General features: G+C 70.9%; 11 protein-coding genes and 1 pseudogene. 7 read left to right on the forward strand and 5 right to left on the reverse strand.

All coding sequences use genetic code 11. The features are described 5' to 3' along the window. Window positions 1-164: 164 nt before the first annotated feature. Window positions 165-1,541: a cellulase family glycosylhydrolase gene (locus RLT59_RS10835; protein WP_311303205.1), complete on the reverse strand. Its 1,377-nt coding sequence runs from the start codon at window positions 1,539-1,541 to the stop codon at window positions 165-167. Window positions 1,542-2,061: 520 nt separating this feature from the next. Between RLT59_RS10835 and RLT59_RS10840 the strand changes: the two genes are divergently transcribed. The 3 genes from RLT59_RS10840 (at window position 2,062) to RLT59_RS10850 (ending at window position 10,501) form a co-directional block, all read left to right on the forward strand. Next, a complete protein-coding gene (locus RLT59_RS10840) occupies window positions 2,062-9,426 on the forward strand; it encodes a polymorphic toxin type 27 domain-containing protein (RefSeq protein WP_311303206.1) in 7,365 nt (2,454 codons plus the stop codon). A 13-nt stretch (window positions 9,427-9,439) separates the two neighbouring features. Next, complete coding sequence (locus RLT59_RS10845; RefSeq protein WP_311303207.1) at window positions 9,440-9,853, forward strand: hypothetical protein; 414 nt, start codon at window positions 9,440-9,442, stop codon at window positions 9,851-9,853. Between the two features lie 258 nt (window positions 9,854-10,111). Beyond that, window positions 10,112-10,501, forward strand: a complete 390-nt coding sequence (locus RLT59_RS10850) for a hypothetical protein (RefSeq protein ID WP_311303208.1) — start codon at window positions 10,112-10,114, stop codon at window positions 10,499-10,501. Between the two features lie 116 nt (window positions 10,502-10,617). On the opposite strand, the gene RLT59_RS10855 is transcribed toward RLT59_RS10850, so the two are convergent. The 4 genes from RLT59_RS10855 to RLT59_RS10870 form a co-directional block, all read right to left on the reverse strand. Further along, entirely contained in the window at window positions 10,618-11,352 is a 735-nt protein-coding gene (locus RLT59_RS10855) for a hypothetical protein (RefSeq protein WP_311303209.1), read from the reverse strand. A gap of 304 nt (window positions 11,353-11,656) precedes the next feature. Continuing rightward, window positions 11,657-12,289, reverse strand: a complete 633-nt coding sequence (locus RLT59_RS10860; RefSeq protein ID WP_311303210.1) for a 4'-phosphopantetheinyl transferase family protein — start codon at window positions 12,287-12,289, stop codon at window positions 11,657-11,659. Window positions 12,290-12,299: 10 nt separating this feature from the next. Continuing rightward, entirely contained in the window at window positions 12,300-12,560 is a 261-nt protein-coding gene (locus tag RLT59_RS10865; RefSeq protein ID WP_311303211.1) for an acyl carrier protein, read from the reverse strand. A gap of 71 nt (window positions 12,561-12,631) precedes the next feature. Further along, on the reverse strand, window positions 12,632-13,489 hold the full coding sequence (locus RLT59_RS10870) for an aminoacyl--tRNA ligase-related protein (RefSeq protein ID WP_311303212.1): 858 nt from the start codon (window positions 13,487-13,489) through the stop codon (window positions 12,632-12,634). Between the two features lie 532 nt (window positions 13,490-14,021). On the opposite strand from RLT59_RS10870, the gene RLT59_RS10875 reads away from it, so the two are divergent. The 4 genes and pseudogenes from RLT59_RS10875 to RLT59_RS10890 all read left to right on the forward strand — a co-directional run bounded on the left by RLT59_RS10875 (window position 14,022) and on the right by RLT59_RS10890 (window position 19,511). Then, on the forward strand, window positions 14,022-15,116 hold the full coding sequence (locus RLT59_RS10875; RefSeq protein ID WP_311303213.1) for a phytanoyl-CoA dioxygenase family protein: 1,095 nt from the start codon (window positions 14,022-14,024) through the stop codon (window positions 15,114-15,116). Then, a pseudogene (locus RLT59_RS10880) lies at window positions 15,098-16,390 on the forward strand (DUF6271 family protein); the annotation flags it as partial. The gene RLT59_RS10875 and the pseudogene RLT59_RS10880, both read left to right, overlap by 19 nt. Further along, window positions 16,364-18,205, forward strand: coding sequence for a condensation domain-containing protein (locus RLT59_RS10885; protein ID WP_399126876.1), 1,842 nt, complete (start codon window positions 16,364-16,366; stop codon window positions 18,203-18,205). The pseudogene RLT59_RS10880 and the gene RLT59_RS10885, both read left to right, overlap by 27 nt. Further along, complete coding sequence (locus RLT59_RS10890; RefSeq protein ID WP_311303214.1) at window positions 18,195-19,511, forward strand: MFS transporter; 1,317 nt, start codon at window positions 18,195-18,197, stop codon at window positions 19,509-19,511. The genes RLT59_RS10885 and RLT59_RS10890 overlap by 11 nt, the downstream gene beginning before the upstream one ends. Window positions 19,512-19,527 lie beyond the last annotated feature (16 nt).

The following is a 19,527-nucleotide window of genomic DNA, read 5'->3' on the forward strand; positions in this document are numbered from 1 at the left end:
TGTCCAGGCCGCCTGCCCCCGGAGTTACTGGGCCGCCCCCTCCCTGAGCGGTCTCCCAGCGATCATTGCCGTCAGGCCCTGATATCCGTCCATGGTCAGAGCATAGGAAACGCTCCGTCGTCCGTGCGGGCGGCCCAGTTGACGCCGCCGCCCGCACGGGAGGGTCAGCCGGTGGGGAAGTGGTCCGGAGTGCTGATCCGGTCCTTGAGCAGTGCTCCGGACTCGGTCCGTACGCCGCTGGAGCTGTAGTCGGTGCCGTCGCAGGTCTCCGGCTGGAACGCGGCACTGCTCTCCGGAGCGTCGGAGTAGGTCCAGTTCGCGTAGCTGATCTTCAGCTGATCGAGGAGGTCCAGCCAGGTCGCGGTGCTCGCCCGGTCCATCGCTCCACCGCCGGTGGCGCTGACCGTGCCGAACTCGGTGACGAACAGCGGCAGTTGTGCGGCGGCCCGGCTCACCGCCGCGCGGTAGTTGTCCTTGTGGCTCGCGGCGTAGAAGTGGAACGTGTACATGATGTTGGTTGCGGCTACAGGGTTGTTGACGATCTCGCTCTCGCTGGAGCCGTCGGAGACCCCCAGCGAGGACCAGCCACGGGTGCCGACGACGATCACGGCGTCCGGGTCGGCGGCCCGGATGACGGGGATGACCTGTTCCGCGTAGCTCTTGATGGCCGACCAGCTCACGCCGTTGGGCTCGTTGGCGATCTCGTAGATCACGTTCGCCTTGTCGGCGTTGCGGGCGGCGACGGAGGCGAAGAACGTCTTGGCGCGGTCGAGGTTGTAGTTCGGGTCGCCCGGCGTCAGGGTGTGGAAGTCGATCAGGGCGTACATGCCCCGGTCCTCGGCCATGTCGACGAGGCCGTTCACGCGGGCCGTGAAGCCCGCCGGGTCGGTCTCGTAGCCGTCTTCCTGCACGTACATCGCGATGCGCAGGAGGTCCGCCTTCCAGTCATTGGCCAGCGCGTCCATCGAGGCGGCGTTGTAGCACTGGCTGAACCACTGGATGCCGTGGGTGCTCATGCCCCGCAGCTGTACGGGGCGGTCGTACTGGTTGCACAGGTTCACTCCGCAGACGTGGAGCTGTCCGTTGATCCCCACGGGGGTGCCGTCGTCCCCGACCGGCGGGGGCACGTCGGAGCCCGTACATGCGACGCCGTTGAGCGTGAACGCCGAGGGGGCCGGGTTGGCGGCCGCGAAGGAGCCCGTGAACCCCAGCTCTGCCGCGGCACCGGTGGCCAGCGCGGCGTTCCAGTCCGTGGCGGCGGTGGTGGCCATGACGGCAGAGCCGGACTGCGACCAGGTGGCGTTCCAGCCCTGCGCGAGCCGCTGCCCCGCATCCGGCATGACGAATGCGAGCTTCCAGCCGGCGACGGGGGCGCCCAGGTTGGTGATCTTCACCGCGGCCTGGAAACCGCCCTGCCAGGTGTTGGTGGCGGTGTAGTCGACCCGGCAGCCGGTGGCGGCCACCGCCGCCTGGGGAGCGACCAGTGCCGTGAGGCCCAGGACCGTCGCGCAGGTCGCCAGTAGGGCGAGAAAGCGTTTCAAGGCGTTCCTCCTCGTGCGAAGCGGACAACGACGATGGGAGCCATGGGAGTTGCGGGAGTTGCGGGAGTTGCGCCGGATATGGGAGCGCTCCCAATTCTGCGTTGGCCCGAGACCGTACACCCGTACGCCGATGGCGCGGAAGGCATCCGACCGAGGGGGATTCCGACGGCCTGGCCCGACCCGGCCCGGCCCGCGCCCGGGGTCCGGGCGCCCCGCCGGATAACAAGATGATCAATAACGGGATCACTTTGCACACTAGTGAATCCTGTGCCCGGTTAGTGAAGATCATTCAACCTTCACGTGAAGGCGTGTTCATGGCACTCTCACGGAGCAAGCGGCAGCGTCGACGTGTGGAAGAGGCGAGCACGCCGGCAGTTGTCGCGCCGTGGTGAGTCTGACCCGGACAGCGGGCCGCCTGTCATGCTCATGCAGAGGTGCTGCCGAACGGTCCAGAGATTGCAAGGCAGACATGTCAATGCTCAGAGACGTCGGCAGACGCCGGCGTCGCATACGTTCCACAGTGGCCAGAGCCACCAGTGCGACGGCGCTCGTCACCGCCGCGGCCGTACTGATGGGTGTGATCCAGGCTCCGCAGGCGCTGGCCGCCCCGGCACCCGAGGAGGACACCGGGTACACCCGCAACAGCGTCGGTGAGTCCCCCCGGCGTGACCGCTGCCTCGCGGGTGTGGCGCTGCACGTCGGCGGACCGAGGATGAAGGCCAAGGCCATCGAGGCCCTGACCGGCACCGACGCGCAGCTCCGCGAGGCCATCGGCGACATCGGCTGGATCGGCTTCGGCCCCCTGGGCACGGCCGGAACCGCCGACGAGGACGACGGCAAGGCCTACCGGGACGCCATGGACCTGCGTACCGACGAGCTCGACGAGGCCAACAAGCCCTACCGCGAGTCCGCGTGGGCCAGCGACGACATGGAGTGGCACGCGCCCGCGTTCGGCGCGGACGTGAACTACTTCACCGCGATCAACCAGGTCCAGCTCGTCTCCCCGCTCGGCTGGGACGGCCACAGCGAGGCCGGCGACGAGGCGATCGCGCGGGCGCGGGTCATCACCGAAGAGAACGACGGCAAGGACAGCTGGTCCGACGCCGCGGCGAGCGACATGCTGCGGGACGTCGGGTACAAGTACTCGGGCGGCACCACCTCCAGCGACATCGCTTCCTACCTGCGGCGTGGCGGGTACGCGACCGAGGCACCGGCCGAGGACTCGCCCGAGTACCGCGTCGAGGTCGAGGACCTCAAGCAGGCCTGGGCGGCCTGTGACTACCAGAACCCGATCGACCCGCGCCGCAATCTCAACGCCCCGCTCATGACCGCGATGGTCGAGTGGGAATCGGAGTACGCGGGGCAGGCCCCCCAGCGGGCCGCGGTCATCCAGGCGGAGGCCGACGCCGCCGCGGCGACCCAGGCCGCGACCAACGACATGGTCGAGGCCATCCGGCAGGCCTGGATCGTCGAGCAGATCCTGAGCTGGCGCAAGTACTGGCAGGACGAGCTCGCCAACGACCCGGACACGATCTTCGAGAAGCCCGACCAGGCGTTCTACGACAAGGCCACGGCCGACCTGAGCGCCGCCCGTACCAAGGTGGCCGACCTGGTCGTCTCGGCCAAGGCGCAGGCGGGCAAGGCCGCCACGGCCGCGCAGCAGGCCGCGACCGCGCAGCAGGAGGCCTGGGCCGTCGCGGACAGCGCCCATGTCCCGCGCGGCCGGGGCCTGATGTACGCCCAGCAGTCGGTCCAGGTGGCCCGCGCCTCCTCGGCCGCCGCCACGGCCGCCTCGAAGGCGACCGAGACCGCGCTCTCCGCCGCCAACGCGACGATCGCGAACGCGGACGCCCTGCTCGCCAAGGCGCAGACCGACTCGCACGCCATCAGCACCGAGTTCCGCCGCGTCGCCGCCGAGGAGGCCGCCGCCCAGGCGAAGGCCGCCGCCGACAGCGCCGAGACCAACGCCTCGGCCGCCGCCGACAGCGCGAAGACGGCGAAGGACGCCCGCACGACGGCGGAGCAGAAGCGGAACAAGGCCGAGACGGCCGCTGCCACCGCCGCTTCGGAGCGCGCCAAGGCGCAGACGGAGAAGGCCAACGCGGCCGCCTCCCGCGCGACTGCCGCCACCGAGCGGGCCAAGGCGCGGGAGGCCGAGCAGCGGGCGGCGACCCAGCAGACGACGGCCAGTAGCGCCGATACGGCTGCCGAGACCGCGACCACCGACGCGACGGCGAAGCGCAAGGTCGCCACCGAGAAGGCGAAGGCCGCGCAGACCGCGCGGGAGAAGGCCGTCGTCGCGCTCCAGGCGAAGCAGGCCGTCGCGGCCCGCGCCGCCGCGCTCGAAGCGGCGGCCACCGCCGCCGAGGGCACCGCCGCCTCCGCCGAGACCCGGGCCGCGGCCACCGCCGCCCGTACGGCCGCGACCCAGGCGGCGCAGGCCGCCACCGTCGCGCGGACCGCCGCGGACGAGGCGACCACCGCCGCCGTCGGCGCGCGGACCGCCGCGACCAAGGCGGAGGGCGCCGCCAAGCGTGCCGAGGCCGACGCGGTCAAGGCGTGGTCGGCGTACCGCACATCGCTCGACGCGTCCTCCTCCGCGTACGCCGCCGCTGCCGTGGCCCTGGACGCCTCGCAGGACGCGGCGCTCCTCGCGGACAACGCCGCCACGGCGTCGGGGAACGCCACGGAACAGGCCAAGAAGGCCGAGCAGGAGTCGGTGGCGGCCGGGGCGAGCGCGGCCTCGGCTGTGAAGACGGCCGCGACCTCGGTCGGCCGCGCCTACGCGGCCGGACAGGCGGCGCTCGCCGCGCGGGACAGCGCGAAGGAGGCGATCACCGCTTCCAACGAGGCCATCGCGGCGGGAACTCCCTACCGGGTGACGGACAGTTCGGCCGCGTTCGCCGTACTCGTCGGCCAGTCGTCGAAGACGATCGCCGAGCAGCAGGCGGCGGCTGCCGAGGCCAAGGCCACCGAGGCCGCGGCGGCGTCCGAGTCGGCGCAGCAGGCTGCCACGCAAGCAACGGGTGACGCCAAGCTCGCCGCGGAGGCCGCCGCACGTGCCGCGAGCGATTCGGTGCGTGCCGTCGAGGCCGTGACCCGCGCCCAGGCGTCCGCCACCGAGGCGTCCGCCGCCCAGAAGGGTGCCAAGAGCGCGTCCGCCGAAGCGGCCGGATTCTCCGAGCAGGCGGGGACCGACGCGGCCAGTGCCGCTCTTCTCGCGACCGACGCTCGGGACACCGCCGACGCGGCGGACCGCGAGGCGACCGACGCCGAACGGCACGTCGCGGAGGCGAACGAGAAGGCGGGCCGGGCCGGGGAAGCCGCCAAGGGCACCCAGGACAAGGCGGATCAGGCGGAGAAGGACGCCAAGGACGCCGAGGACAAGGCGTCCGACGCACAGGGCGACAGCACCGCCGCGGAGGAAGCGGCCGCGCAGGCGGAGAAGGAACAGCGCGAGAAGAACGAGGCCGCGCACAAGGACGCGCTCGCGGAGGGCGTCACGCCCATCAAGGGCGGCGCCGACAACTGGCCGGTGCTGGGCGAGCGCGAGGAGAAGATCCTCCTGGACGCGTGCGGCCAGACCTGTGTCGACGACTACCGGGACGGCCTGAAGGCCGTCTCGGTGGACCTGGTGGCGTGGGCGACGGCCAACGGCGGGCAGATCCTGTTCGACGAGCTCGACGCGGCCGATGTGAAGGAGTGCCTGGCCGGTTACGACGTCGAGGACTGCCTCTGGAATCTCGTCGACATCGCCTCGTCCGTCGCGATGGTGGGCCGGGTGCCCGCGCTCGCCCAGGCGGTGGAGAAGGTCTCCGAAGGCGTCCGGAAGATATTCGTCGACGCCGACAACGCTCTTCGCCGGCTCACCGAGCTGACCGCCGTCATCAGTGACGTCCGCTCCACCCCGCGCCTCAACCAGTGCCTCGCCGGAGTCGCCCTGCACGCGGGCGGCGCCAAGATGAAGGCCAAGGCCATCGAGGGCCTGACCGGCACGAACGAGCAGCTCGACGCCGTCATCGGTGACGTCGGCTGGATCGGGTTCATGCCCCTGGGCCAGGCCCGGGACCAGGACGAGAAGGCCGGCTACGCCTACCGGGACGCGATGGCGGCCCGCGAGGCCCTCCTGGAGGACGCCAACCGGCCGTACGCGATGAGCTCGTTCGACGACGGGATCACCCTGCACGCGCCGGAGTTCGGCGAGGACATCCTCGGGTTCACCCTGGCCTCCCAGGCCGAGATGTCCCAGCGTCTGGGCTGGGACGACCACACCAACGCGGGCGACGAGGCGGTGGCGAAGGCCCGTGAGGTCACCGAGCAGAACCGGGGCAAGGACAGCTGGCACGACTTCGAGGCCGACGTCATGCTGCGGCCTTCCAATGTGAGCAACACCCGGTACTCCGGCGGTACGACCTCGGCCGACATCGCCGGTTACCTGCGGCACGGCGGCTTCCTCGGCAAGAAGGTCGCCGAGGACTCCCCCGAGTTCCGCGTCGAGGTCGAGACCCTCAAGCAGGACTGGGCCTCGTGCAACCACCAGGACCCGGTGGACCCGCGCAACTCCCTGAGCGAGGTCGTCTCGCAGGCCTCGGCCGAGTGGGACGCGGAGTACGCCGGCCAGGCGGCCCCGCGTGCGGTCATCATGCGGGCGGAGGCGGACGCCGCCGCCGCGACCCGGTCCGCCGCGGACAACATGGTCGAGGCCATCGGCCAGGCGTGGCTCGCCGACCAGATCCTGCGCTGGCAGAAGTACTGGCACGACCAGCTGGAGAACGACCCGGACGACATCCTCAAGCCGAAGCAGGCCCTCTTCGACAAGGCGAAGACGGACCTCGCGAAGGCCCGGGGCAAGGTCCAGGCGCTCGTCACCACCTCCCAGCAGCAGGCCACCGCCGCCAAGGCCGCCGCGCAGCGCGCGGTGACCGGCCAGCAGCAGGCCTGGGCGATCGCAGACGCCGCAGAGGTACCGCGCGGGCGCGGGCTGCTCTACGCCCAGCAGTCGGTCCAGGTCGCCCGCGCCTCCGGTGCGGCCGCCACGGCCGCCGCGAAGGCGACCGAGACCGCGCTGAACGCGGCGAACGCGACCGTGTCGACGTCCGAGGCGCTGCTCGCCCTGGCGAAGACCGAGGCGCACGCGGTCAACACCGAGTTCCGCCGGATCGCCGCGCAGGAGGCCGCCTCCCAGGCGAAGGCGGCGGCGGACAGCGCCGACGCCTACGCGGCCTCGGCCGCGGCGAACGCCGCCACGGCCAAGAAGGCCAAGGAAACCGCCCTGGCGGAGGAGGAGGACGCCCGCAAGGCCGCGGCCGAGGCGCAACGGACGCGTGCTGTAGCCGAGTTGGAGCGCGCCAACGCGGCGGCCTACCGGGCCACCGCGGAGAGCGAGCGGGACAAGGCCGCCGGTCATGAGGCGGATGCGGTCGCGCAGGGCCGGATAGCCTCGGACGCGCGTGCGTCGGCGGAGGCGTCCGGAGCCACGGCGTCGTCCCGCAGGGCCGACGCAGAACAGGCGGAGCGCGACGCGGTCGCCGCCCGTGGCGACGCTCTTGAGGCCGAGCAACGGCGGGACTCGCTGAAGGCCAAGGCCGCGGCACTGGAGGCCCACGCCGCCGCTGTGGACGGTACGGACGCGGCGGAGGCGGCCCGTGCCGCGGCCACCGACGCCCGTAGCGCCGCAGACACCGCGACGACGGCGGCCACCAACGCACGCGCGTCGGCGAACGCGGCCACCACCGCCGCCACCAGCGCCCGTGAGGCCGCCACCAAGGCGCAGGGCGCGGCAGCGCGCGCCAAGGCGGCGTCCGACGCCACTTGGGCGTCCTACCTGGTGGCGGCCGGTTCCGCCGCGGCGGCGCACGCGGCGGCGGCCGAGGCCATCGACGCCTCGGAGGCGGCGGCGCTCGATGCCAAGGGCGCCAAGGAGGAGTCGGAGAAGGCTTCCACCGCGGCCAAGACAGCGAAGGAGGAGGCGGCGGCCGCTCGCAGTGAGGCGGTCCAGACAGCGTCCTGGGCGGCGACCACCGCGGGCAAGGCGCTCGCGGCGGTGCAGTCGTCACTCGCGGCGCGGGACTCCGCAGCAGCGGTGAACAAGCCGGCGAACGAGGCGATCAGCCTCGGCGGCCCGTACCAGGAGACCGACAGTTCGGCCGCGTTCGCGACGCTTCTCGGCCAGCAGTCCCTGACGGTCGCACAGCAGCAGGCGGCCGCGGCCGGCGCCACCGCCGACATGGCCGAGGGGTTCTCGGCGGAGGCGAAGGCCCTCGCCGCGAAGGCCGCGGCGGACATGAAGCTCGCGGCGCAGGCGTCCGCGGCAGCGGCGTCCGACGCGGTCCGCGCCGCCAAGGCGTACCAGCGGGCCCAGTCCTCGGCCACCCAGGCCGCGGCGGACGCGAAGCTCGCTCAGGCCTCGGCCAAGCGCGCCGACGGCTACGCGCAGTCGGCGGGCGCGGACGTGGCGAAGGCCTGGACGGCGTCGAACGACGCTCAGACGGACGCGGCCGCGGCGGACAGCGCGGCCACAGAGGCGGAGCACGACGCCGCTTCGGCCCGTGCCGTGGCCACCAAGGCCGAGGACGACGCGGCCAGTGCCCGCGAAACCGCCACCAAGGCGGAGACCGACGCGACAGCGGCGGAGAAGGCCTCCGAGGGCGCGTGGGACGCGGCGAACGAGGCTCAGGAGGCCGCGGACCGCACGGAGAAGGCCGACAACACCGAGCAGATCAACCAGGGTGCCACCACCGGGATCGGTGGGGTGTGGCAGGTCCTGGACCACATGGAGTTCATCGGCGAACCGAAGAACGTCGTCAAGGACAACTGCAACCCGATCATCCACATCGGCAACTGCACGATCACGGCCGACGTCACCTACAAGTCCCACTACGACGTGTTCATGTGTCTGGCCGAGCAGGGCACCTACTCCGGCAGCTGCCCGGATGCGGACACGATCTATCTCGGCACCGACGTCTCAAAAGCCAAAACAAAAGAGATGTCTCACACGCTGACGATGGTCGAGTTCAACTCGGGCATCGATCCGATCGACATCTTGCTCGGTGACTTCATCGGCTGCGCGAAGAAGCTCAATCCCTTCGCGCCGGGCGGCAGCTGGGGTGACTGCGCCTGGGTAGTGGGCATGTTCGTCGCCGGCGCGCTGTTCAAGGCGGCTTCGGCCGCAGCGACGGCGCTGGACGCTTCCCTCAGGACCGGCATCGCGTTCACCGACGCCTGGCGGGCGCTGCGCACCCTCGGCCTGTCGGAGAGTGCCGTCAGCGGCATCATCAGCCGTATCGTCCGGAAGCTTTCCGAAGCGTGTGCGAAGCTCGGCCCCCGGACATTCAAGGTCACGGTGTTCTCCGTCGCGGCGGCCGGCGCCGACGACGTCACCGAGTGCGCGAGGAAGTTCCTCAAGGACTTGGTGAAGGACGGGGACCACGTGGTCCTAGGCGTCAACCCCTACTCGGACGATCTGGCCAAGACCATTCCCGGCGCGCACACGTTCAACGGAGACGAGTACTCGGCCGAACTGAGCGCGGGCTTGGGAATGGGGCAGCGCGCCATCTGGACGGTGGGCGTGGAGGACGCGGTGGCCAACCCCAACGTGAAGATCTCCGTTTCCCTGGACGGTGTCCCCGGCGCCAAGAACGCCGACGAAGCACTGGCGCTGCTTCTGCAGCGAGGGGAAACGATCAAGAACAGCGACTGGGCGGTCATCCAGTCCGAAGGCTATGGAACCGCATGGGAGATGATCAAGCTCCGCTCAGCCGTCAGGCTTGAGAATCGCACATGGTCGTCCATCGAGTGGCACATGACCAACGACAAGGGCAAGGTCGTCACGGTGAAACCCGAGCGCTTCAAATACCCCAACGGAGAGCTGGTGCCCGATGAGTGAGGAGATGGCGCGCATGACAGATTTCCGCCGCGAAGGCCGGCTCTTCAGGATCAGCGGGTACAACCCCTCGCACCGGCAGCTCTTTCTCAGCAGTGAAGCCACACTGGTGGACCGGACCACGACAAGGGTCGAGGTGTACTTCGGCCATGTCACGCTGATGTTCCTCAAGCCCCTCTACCGGAACGGGCTTCACGTCCGGGCGGCGTCCGAGGCCGAGTTCGGCATGCTGAGCGAGCGGCACGGCATTCCGGAGGAGGACGCCCCCTACACATGGATGCTGGAGCGAGACGGCGACAGCTTTGTTCGCAGCGGCAAGCCGTCCTGGCGTGAGGCGGAGTACGAGCTAATGGGCGAGCGGCAGTCGTTGTACGACCCGAGTCAGCCCTGGCCGCCGGAATTCCCGGCGGAATGGGGACAGATCGGCTGACCGGCTGCCGGCCGGAGCCGCCGAGAAGTGGGGCCGGCGTTCCTCCGGCTGGAAATGATGAACGGGCAGTCTTCCCGAACCTTCGAAATCGGCAAGGCCACCGCCTACGAATTCCAGATCGAAAGCGTTCGCGTCGGAATCAGACATAACAGCCCCTGATCTCGACCGGAAAACCCCGTAGGAAGCAAATGGGGTGGGTGACCCACCGGGTCACCCACCCCATTTCCTGACCTCTTGGCGAAATGACAGCAGGTAGTGATGTTCAGAATCATAAAGGCGAGTGAGGCGGAGATCGCCGAACGGACCGATCTGGCCGGTAAGGTGACCCAAGCGCTGATAGCGACTGGATTCACTGTGCATCAGGACATGGACCAACCGGCTGTCGCGCTGGGCGCGCTGGTCGGGGTGGACCCGGCAGACGACTCCGGGGGTGGAGTCTTCGTCCAGTGGCTCATCGATCCGTCACTCAGCCGCGCTGCAGCAGAGAGTGCGCAGAAGGGGGAGATCCAGTCACAGGCATTCCGGCATTTCAGCTTCGTGACCGAGCACATGTACGCGACGTTGATCGCGATTCTCGGGTCTGCGGGCTTTCAAGCTGTTGATGCCGATGACGACGTGAGTCCCTACCTGATCCGCGTCGAGGGCTGACCTCCGAGGGAGGGGCCGGCGACCCGTCGCAGTCGCCCGGACGGGAGCAGAGCTCACGGCTCCTGACCACGGCCCGCGCGGACGGGTGGATTCCCCGTCCGTGCAGGCCGCCCGAGTCAGCCCGACTGTCCCGCGATCCGGTCGAGCTGCGCCTGGATGAAGCTCTTCGAGATCGCGGCCTTCTTCGCATCGAGCATATTCACGCCGTAGAAGACGGCGACAACGCCGTCTTCCCGCACGACCGTGTACGTCATCGGCACCTTCTGCTTGCCGATGTCACCGGTGATCCGGTAGTCGACGCTCTCGTCGCCGAACTTGGTCGCGGGGAGCTTCTCGACCTTGCCGTAGGTGAGGCCCAGTGTCTTGAATCCCTTGGGGCACGCGGTAATCGCGGCGCGGAGGTCCTTCATGACCTGGGTGGCGTTCTTCTCGGAATGCGAGGCGAGCCACATCGAGCCCACCGTCGCATTGGTTGCCTCGACGGGCTGGAGGGATCGGTGCGTCTCACCCACAGCAGGGATGTGCGTGAATCCGCCGATGAGGCTGGCGAGGGGCTGACACTCCTTCTTGTTCGCCTGCATCCCGCGTCCGGCCTCGACCTCCGCCTTGGCCACCTTCTTGGCGTTGATCCCCTTGGTCGTCCCCGTGAGAGTCACCTTTTCGAGGTGCTTGGTGTCAAGGACCCCGATCCGCTTCGCCTCTGCCGCTTCATTCTCCTCGGCACTCTGCTTGGTCTTCGCGCTGGGCGTGGCCTTCTTGGCGTCGGACCCGTCCGCACCGCCGCTGCACGCGGATATCACCAGGAGGGCCGGAAGTACGGCGACGGCCGGCAGGGTCCTTCGCAATCTCATTTTGTTCCTGACATTTTCACGGAGTAACGTATTGGAGAAACGATCTTACCGAGGGATAAGCCGAGTTCCAGTCACGTTTTGACTACGCCCCAGGTAGGTCCCCCGGGGCTTCACCCTGCTCCCGCTCAACGCCGGCCGGGTCGTGGGAAAGCGGGACGCAACCGGACGGGAACGGAACTCACCAGTCACGGAGGGAACCAATCACGACGGCGGCCCGCACAACCCCAACAGGGCTTGTGCGGGCCGCCGTAGCGCCCGCGGCCGGTCGGCCGGAGGCATCCTGCGTAGTGGGGGGCGGGCGGGCTCACCGGCAGCCGGGCACCGCAATCCCGGGCAGGACGTCGACCGGTGCTGCGCTCGCCACCGCCGCCGTGGCGCCACGGCCCGGGTCCTCCCATTCCAGCAGTGGGAGACCGGCGCCGCCCGCCTTCAGCAGGGCCTCACGGCGCACCCAGGCCCGGAGCAGTCCGGGACCGGGGTCCTGCGAGGTGGCCGCCACCGGACCGGCCTCGGGCAGCATCCGCCGCAGCACCGCCATCGGGCCGGGCCGGCGGGTGGAGGGCTCCACGTCGATGCCCACGGCGCCGGGGCCGGCCGCCGCCGCGACCAGACCGTGGGCATGGCTCATGCTGACGCCGGTGCGGGGGCTGTCCCGGAGCGAGGGGCGGCCGTGCTCGTACCGCTCGCACTCGGGGCAGAACTGGATGAGCTCGTGGGCGTCCGGGGCGCGGCCGGTGAAGCGCGATGCGCACAGGCGGAGCAGGAGCCGCGCCGCCACCACGTCGTCGCGGCGGGCCGGCACCCGTATCCGGTCCAGGCGCCGGTGCTCCCAGGGGGCGAGCATGTCCGCGTCCAGCTGCGGGTGGGCGAGGACCTCCGCCGTGGTGGCCACCGCGGCCACCACGTGGTCGTGTCGCGGCGGGAGACCGGCACTCAACGGCGGACGCTCAAGCGGACACCGCCCCGGAGGCCGCCGAGGGGACGGGCGGGGTCAGGAAGGTTCGCTGTATGCGGTCGAGGGTCCGGAAGTCGTCGATGGTGACTTCCTGGAGGTCGATGCTGTTGCCGGAGAGCTCCTCCAGCAGGTCGATGAACTCCAGGAAGTCCATGGAGTCGATGAGCCGCGCCTCGATCAGGTCCTCGTCCGGGGCGACAGTGCCGGTGAGGCCGGGGTTCTTCTCGTGGAGCCAGGCGGTGATGCTGTCCATGGTGTGGAACCGTTCCTTGTCGTACGGGTGTTGTCGGGGGCGAACCGGCCGGCCGCCGGGCCGGAAGGCGTTCAGGCGCGGGCGCGGCGGAGGCGGTCGAGGGCTCGCTCGGGGGTTCCGTGGGCGAGGACCATCGCGTGGACCCAGCGCTCGACGCCGAAGGCGACGCAGGAGCTGTACACGGGTTCCTGGGAGCCGGCGCGGATGTCCAGCCGCTCTCCGAAGAAGTTGCGGTGCCGGTTGACCGAGGCGATCGCGGTGCCGTCCGGGGCGCTGAACTCGTGCTTCACCGGGTCCAGCATCATCAGGCGGGCACGGGATCCGCCCTTGTCGTAGAACGGGTCGTCGGCCGCGGCCCGGGTCAGCTCCAGGCCGAGCAGGGCGGCGGCCTCGCGGATGAACTCCGCTCCCCGGTCCAGGTGTTCGGATGCCCCGTCCTGGGTGCCGAGGTACAGCACCTCACGCATGTGGAAGCCCCAGAGCCGCCGCAGCCCGTCGTAGTGGGTCTCGTTACGGAAGCAGCGGCCGGTCGCCGAGAGCCTCAGTCCGTCGGCGCCGATGTCCTGCCCCTCCAGTGAGAGCAGCAGTCCGTAGCAGGTGGCGGAGGGCAGGAGGTAGCCGCTCGGCTCCAGCGGCAGACCGCCCGGCTGCTGCCCGCCGGCCAGTCCGTCGAAGGCGTCCGGGGCGAAACGCCCGGCGGCGACACCGAGATGGGGGAAGTTGCGGAAGTAGTCGAGCCGGGACAGCCCCTCCGCGGAGAGCAGCGGCGGACCCACCACCTCCGGCGCCGAGAGTCTGGCCGCCAGCCCCGTCAGCAGGGAGTCGAGGCCGTGCAGCAGTGCGGTGTGGACCGGGTCCAGCGGGACCAGTCCGGGTCCCGGGCTCTTCAGGGTGATACCCGGCGGCGTCGTGGTGTCGGATGTGCTCATGCAGACCGTTCCCTCTGAGCGTGGCGAAAACCGAGGAGCTGGTCCATCGGCAGGGCGGAACGTCCCGATCCGCTGGTCAGGGCGGCGTGAAGTCCTGCGGGAAGGTGGCGGTTTCACCGGCACGCACGGAGTGCGCCGGCGGACGCCCCATCAGGGGCCGTGCCACGTAGGGACCTTAGGACGAGTCCCCATAATTTGTCTAGACCAAAGATGACGAAACCCCTCGCGACAAGGGCGCATTGCCGCCGACGGCGGAACCCGCCCGTATGCCCGTTCCGGCGCTTCGCTTGACAGAGGTAATGGTCTGGACCACTGTGCTGATCGCGGGATCTCCACCGATCCGTCGGAGTGACCGCCCCCGACCCTGCTGCCCGCACCTCCCCGCCGACTGCGGCGTGCTGCCCCGGCCGAGAAGGAGTCCGTGTCCGCCATGCCCTTCTCACGCCCCCCGCGCGCTCTTGCTCCGGCGCCTGCCAACCGGACCCCGGGCCACCGTCAGGACACCCAAGTCCCTCCTGCCCAGAAGGTCAGAGTGATACCCAACACCCCGCAAGGCCCCCGCCGCCCCCGGTTGCACCGGGCGGCGTCCGACCGCCCCTACTTCAGCGCCGACGGCGAGTCCTACCTCGCGCAGACCACCCTGCGGGAGCTGAGCAAGTCGCGGCCGCTGCGGGTGCTGTCCGAGGAGGACTTCGCCCACTGGCAGACCTATGGCTACGTCATCGTCCGTGAGGCGGTTCCCGCGCAGACGGCCCGTCAACTGCTCGACTTCACGTGGGACTTCCAAGGCCTCGACCCGGACCGGCCGGACAGCTGGTATGAGGACCGCCCGTTCCGTTCGCAACTGGACCGTCAGCTGCACGTCTACGGCTTCGTCGAGGCCTACCACCACCAGTTGCTCTGGGACAACCGCCAGGCCCAGCGGGTGTACGACGCCTTCGTCGACGTGTGGGACTGCGAGGAGCTGTGGGTCACCCTGGACCGGCTCAACCTCAACCCGCCCAACGTCGGGAACCGGGACCGCGCCCTCATCGACCCCACGGACCGCGGCTTCGACATCGAGCTGCACTGGGACATCGACACCACGCTGGGCGTCCCGCCGCAGCGGGTGCAGGGCATCATCGCGCTCAACGAGACCAGCCCGGAGACGGGCGGCTTCCAGTGCAACCCCGAACTGTTCCGGCGGTTCGAGGAGTGGAAGACCGCCGGCCCCTCGGACCGGGACCCGATCCGCCCTTCGGTGGACCGCTCCGAGTTCCCGGTCGTGCGGCCCGACCTGCACCCCGGCGATCTGCTGATCTGGAACGGCCTGCTCGCCCACGGGGTCGCGCGCAACACCTCGCGCGACGGGGTCCGGGCGGTCCAGTACCTGTCCATGATGCCCGCGCTGGAGGAGCACGAGCGGCTGCGGCACTCACGCGTCGAGTCCTGGCGGCACCTGCGCACCCCGCGCTGGAACCGCACCCTGGTCGGCGATCTCACCCGGCACGAGTCCAAGCGCTACCCCACCGCCACGCTCGACGGGCTCGGCAGCCGGCTGCTGGGCCTCACCTCGTGGAGCGACGGGAACCAGGAGCCGCCCGCCGGCGGACGGAGCGAGGAGCCGTCGTGCGCCGCGTCTGTCTGACCCTCCCGACCAACCGGCCCTGCGCCGAGACCATCGCCGCGGTCGCCACGGAGGCGGCGTACGGTGCCCGGCACTTCGGCGTCGAGGTGCACCTGCTGATCCTGGACTCGTCGGACACCCCGGCGCTCACCGGGCACCGGGCGGCCGTCTCCGGTCTGCCCCGGGAACCCGGCGTGGTCGTCCACCACCTCGACGAGGACCGGCAGCGGGCCTTCCTGCGGGAGGTCGCCACCAGATCCGGCGTCGCCGACGCGGACCGGGTGCTCGACCTGATGCTGCCCGACGGTGTGTCGTACGGGGCCTGCACCAACCGGGCCTTCCTGATCGCGGAAGCGCTCGGCTGCGAATCGGTGCACCGCCGGGACTCGGACAGCCGGTACCAGAGCCTGGACGGCGAGCCGGTCTTCCCTCTCCACCAGGAACTGACCTACCTGGGGCGGCGGGCCGCCGACGTGGCGGACCTGGTGTCGCGCGGCAGACTCGACCCCGCCTGCGCCGGGCGGCCGGTGGCCATGGTCGGAGGCTCCTTCATCGGCGAGATGTCCGTGGACGTCGAGGAGATCCGACGGCTCGACCCCGCCGTGCACCACGACCTCGTCGGGCTGTCGGTGCCCGAGGGCTATCCGGAGATCTGGCGGCGGAACCTGATCGAGGAGTCCTTCCGCGGCGCCGGAACGACCCCGTTCGCCGCCGACCTCACGACCCTCACCAGGATCGCCCCGAACCGCGTGGACATGTGCAACATCGGCTTCGACAGCCAGGTCTACGGGGCGGTTCCGCTGCCGCCCGCCACCGACACCATCGGCAGCGACTACTTCCTCATCCACCTGGTGCACGACGCCCGCCTCCCCGGCGTGCTGCACAACCGCCACATAGTCAACTACCACACCGGTGAACGCCGTACCGGTGCCGGCTTCGTCGCCTACCAGGTGCGGCTGGCGAAGTTCCTGCTGTCGATGCCGTACTTCAACGCCGTGTACGCGGCGGCGGCAGCGGCCGGCGACACCCTGCTGGACCCGGCGGGCCGGGTCCGTTCCCGCGCCGTTGCCGCACTGGTCCGGGACAGCACACAGCTCGATCCGGCGGGGAACGCAGAGCGGTTCGACGTCATCGAGCGCTCCTACCGTGCGCTCGGCGGCCGGTACACGGCGGTCGCGGAGGCCCTCGCCGAGCGCCGTGGGCGCCTCCTCGACGAGGCCAGGGCGGACATGGAGGACTTCGCGCTGCTGATCGACGCCTGGGAACCCCTGGTACGGGCCGCCGGACGCGCCGGCCTCGGCACCGGTACCGCCACGGACACCGCCGCCGCCACCGCCACCGCGAGCGGGGCGCCTCGGCCGGGGCGGGAACGTACCGTCACCGTCGCCTACGCGGGCGGCGAGGAACGCCGGGGCCCCGTCACGATGGGGCAGGCGAACATGATCCGCTGCATCCTGCGGGACGACCCCCTGCACATCAACAACCACGCCGTCTGGCCGGTGCCGGCGGGCACTGCCCCGGAGCAGGTGCTCGACGCGCTGCGCGAACTGGTCGTACGCCACGAAGCGCTGCGCACCACCTTCCCCGAGCCGCCCGCCGGTGCGTCCCGCACCCAAGTGGTCGCCGCCGAGGGCGATTTCACCGTACGCCTCCTGGACCACGAGGGGTTCGGCGCCGATCCCGCGCACTACGCGGAGACGGTGGCCCGCCAGGCCCGTGCGGGGCGGTTCCGGCTGGACCGCGAATTCCCTCTCCGCATCGCCCTGCTCAGCCTGCGCGGAGCGCCGGCCTTCGTCTCCCTGTCCTCCAGCCACGCGGTGACGGACGGCAGCGCCATCGCCGTACTGCGCGAGGAGTGGCTCGCCCTGCTGGGCGGCGCCGTGCTGCCCCCGGTGGAGGCGCTCACCCCGCTCGACCTCGCCGCCGAAGAGGCGACACCGGCAGGACTGCGCAGGTCGGAGGCGTCGCTGCGGTACTGGAAGCAGATCATCGGCACCGGTCCGCAGGAGATGTTCGCCGAACCGGCGGCCACCCGTACCGACGGGCAGCAGCCGCAGCTCACGCTGCGCTCGCTGCGGGGCGCCCGCGCACTCGCGCAGGCGGCCAAGCGCACCGGAAGCCCCTCCCCCACCGTGCTGCTGACGGCCTGGTGCACGCTCGTCGCGCACCGCGCGGGTCAGTCCACCTGCGTCGCCGCCGCACCGCTGTCCAACCGGTCCCGCCCGGGGCTCGCCCGCTCGGTGAACACCCTGTCCCAGGACGCGCTGCTCTCCCTCGACGTGCGAGGCCCGTCCTTCGACGCCGTGCTGCGCAAGGCGTGGGGGGCGGCGCTCGGCGCCTACCGCCACAGCCAGTTCGACTCGGTACGGCTGTGGGAGGCGATCGACGAAACCACCTTCGAGCGGGGCAGCCACTTCGCCCGTGACGTGGTCTTCAACGACGTGAGCGGACTCACCGACGCCCGCGAATCCGCCCCCGGCCAGCACGCGCGGGAGACCGGACAGGATGCCGAACTCGACCTCGACTGGGGTCCGGTACAGGTGCTGCCGACCCGCCTGCTGTGCTTCGCCTACCGGACGCGGCCACTGCTGCACCTCGGGATGTGGGCCGACCCAGCACTGTTCCCCCGGGAGGAGGCGGAGACCTTCCTCACCGGTCTGGTGAAGCTGCTGGAGGCGGCCGCGTACGAGGACGTACCGCTGGCCGCGCTGACGGAGGTCACCGGAATCCGGCCGGCCGAGCGCCGAGGCGACTGGCGGCAGGTGGACGGCTGCTGGGTCTCACCGGCCGCGGTGGCGGACGCCCTGAGCGGCGCCCTGAGCGGACTGCCCGTACACGTCACGACGGAGAACGGCTCCGCGCCCGCGCCGGACGGGGAGCGCATGACGGCCTTCATCGCGTCCGGCGGCGCCCCGCTCACTCCGGACGGCGCCCACACCGCGCTGATGGAGACGATCTCCGGGCCCAGCCCCTCGGGACTTCTGGCGCCCGTGCGGTACGTCATCGTTCACGATCCGCCGGCCGCTCCGGGCGACAGCTCCGGGTGGCTCCGGCAGCGGATCCTCATGGAAGGGAACGGCCGTCTCCGGCCGACGCGAGATGACCACTGACGAACTGCTGGACCGGCCGGAGTCACCGGATTCCGCCCCGCTGCCCAGCCCCTGGAAGTCGAGTACCTTCCGGCTGTTCTTCACCGCCCGCAGTGCCTCGCTGCTCGCCGACGGCATGCTGATGGTCTCGCTGACCACGGCCGTGCTGGGGGCCGGATACGGCGCGGGCGGCGTGGGATACGCGCTGGCCGCGTGGATGGCACCGATCGCCCTGCTCGTGCTGTTCGGCGGTGTACTCGCGGACCGGTTCACCCCGCAGGTGATGATGGTCGGCGCCGACATGGTGCGGATGCTGGCCATGCTCGCGCTCGCGGCGCTGCTCCTCACGACCGAGGTGCGCCTCTGGCAGATCATGGCTCTGATGGCGCTCAGCGGCGCCGCGACCGCCATGTTCCAGCCGGGTGTGGCCAGCATGGTTCCGCAGGTCGCGCCGGACATCCAGCGCGCCAACGCACTGCTGCGGATATCCGAGGCGATGAGCGCGCTGGTCGGCCCCGGCCTGGCCGGACTGCTGGTCGGCTACTGGCAGGTGGCGGGCTCCTACTTCGTGATCGCGGCGGCCTACGGGCTCAGCGCGCTGGTCCTCGTACCGCTGCGCAGGCTGAGCGTCGTCCGGGAGGAGGGCGACGACCCGGTGCTGCACCGTCTGAAGGCGGGCTGGCACGAGTTCCGTTCCCGCTCCTGGCTATGGGGCGTCATCGTCGTCTGGGCGATCTACGGCCTGTTCGTCTTCGGCCCGGCCCTGCCGCTGGGCGCCGCCCTGCTCACCGAGCAGCACGGGGCGGACGGCTACGGCTGGATCGCCTCCGCCGACGGCGCCGGAACGATCGTCGGCGGTCTGCTCGGCATGCGGGTGCGGCCCACCCGCCCGCTCGTCGCGGGCGCCTGCGCGATGTTCTGCTTCGCGCTCAACCCACTGGCCCCGGCGCTGGGCTGGTCCTTCACCGCCACCATGCTCACCGGGGTCCTGGCGGGATGCGGATTCGCCTTCTGGGGGGTGATGTGGGCGACCAGTGTGCAGTCCCACATCCCGCTCGCCGTGCTGAGCCGTGTGTACGCCTATGACGTCGCCGGGTCCATCATGGCCATCCCGCTGGGCAGGGCCCTGGCCGGCCCGGCGTCCGAGGCCTTCGGCGCGGACCGCGTCCTGCTGTTCTCCTCGGCCGTCTCCGTGGTGTGCCTCGCCGTCATGCTGAGCGTGCCCGCCATCCGGAGACTGGGCCGGGGCCCGGAGAAGGCCGACGCCCCGGAGCCACCGATCACCGCGGAGGAGGTCCCGGCGACCGGGCCGGCCGGGCCTGCCTGAGGGACCCGGGCCTGCC

The sequence above is a fragment of the Streptomyces sp. ITFR-6 genome, from assembly GCF_031844725.1.
GTDB lineage: Bacteria > Actinomycetota > Actinomycetes > Streptomycetales > Streptomycetaceae > Streptomyces.

What these genes read in the sequence shown, in the direction of transcription:
- RLT59_RS10850 (WP_311303208.1), top strand. Translation starts at nt 10,112, where the DNA reads ATGTTCAGAATCATAAAGGCGAGTGAGGCGGAGATCGCCGAACGGACC.
- RLT59_RS10890 (WP_311303214.1), top strand. Translation starts at nt 18,195, where the DNA reads ATGACCACTGACGAACTGCTGGACCGGCCGGAGTCACCGGATTCCGCC.
- RLT59_RS10865 (WP_311303211.1), bottom strand. Translation starts at nt 12,560, where the DNA reads ATGGACAGCATCACCGCCTGGCTCCACGAGAAGAACCCCGGCCTCACC.
- RLT59_RS10845 (WP_311303207.1), top strand. Translation starts at nt 9,440, where the DNA reads ATGACAGATTTCCGCCGCGAAGGCCGGCTCTTCAGGATCAGCGGGTAC.
- RLT59_RS10855 (WP_311303209.1), bottom strand. Translation starts at nt 11,352, where the DNA reads ATGAGATTGCGAAGGACCCTGCCGGCCGTCGCCGTACTTCCGGCCCTC.
- RLT59_RS10870 (WP_311303212.1), bottom strand. Translation starts at nt 13,489, where the DNA reads ATGAGCACATCCGACACCACGACGCCGCCGGGTATCACCCTGAAGAGC.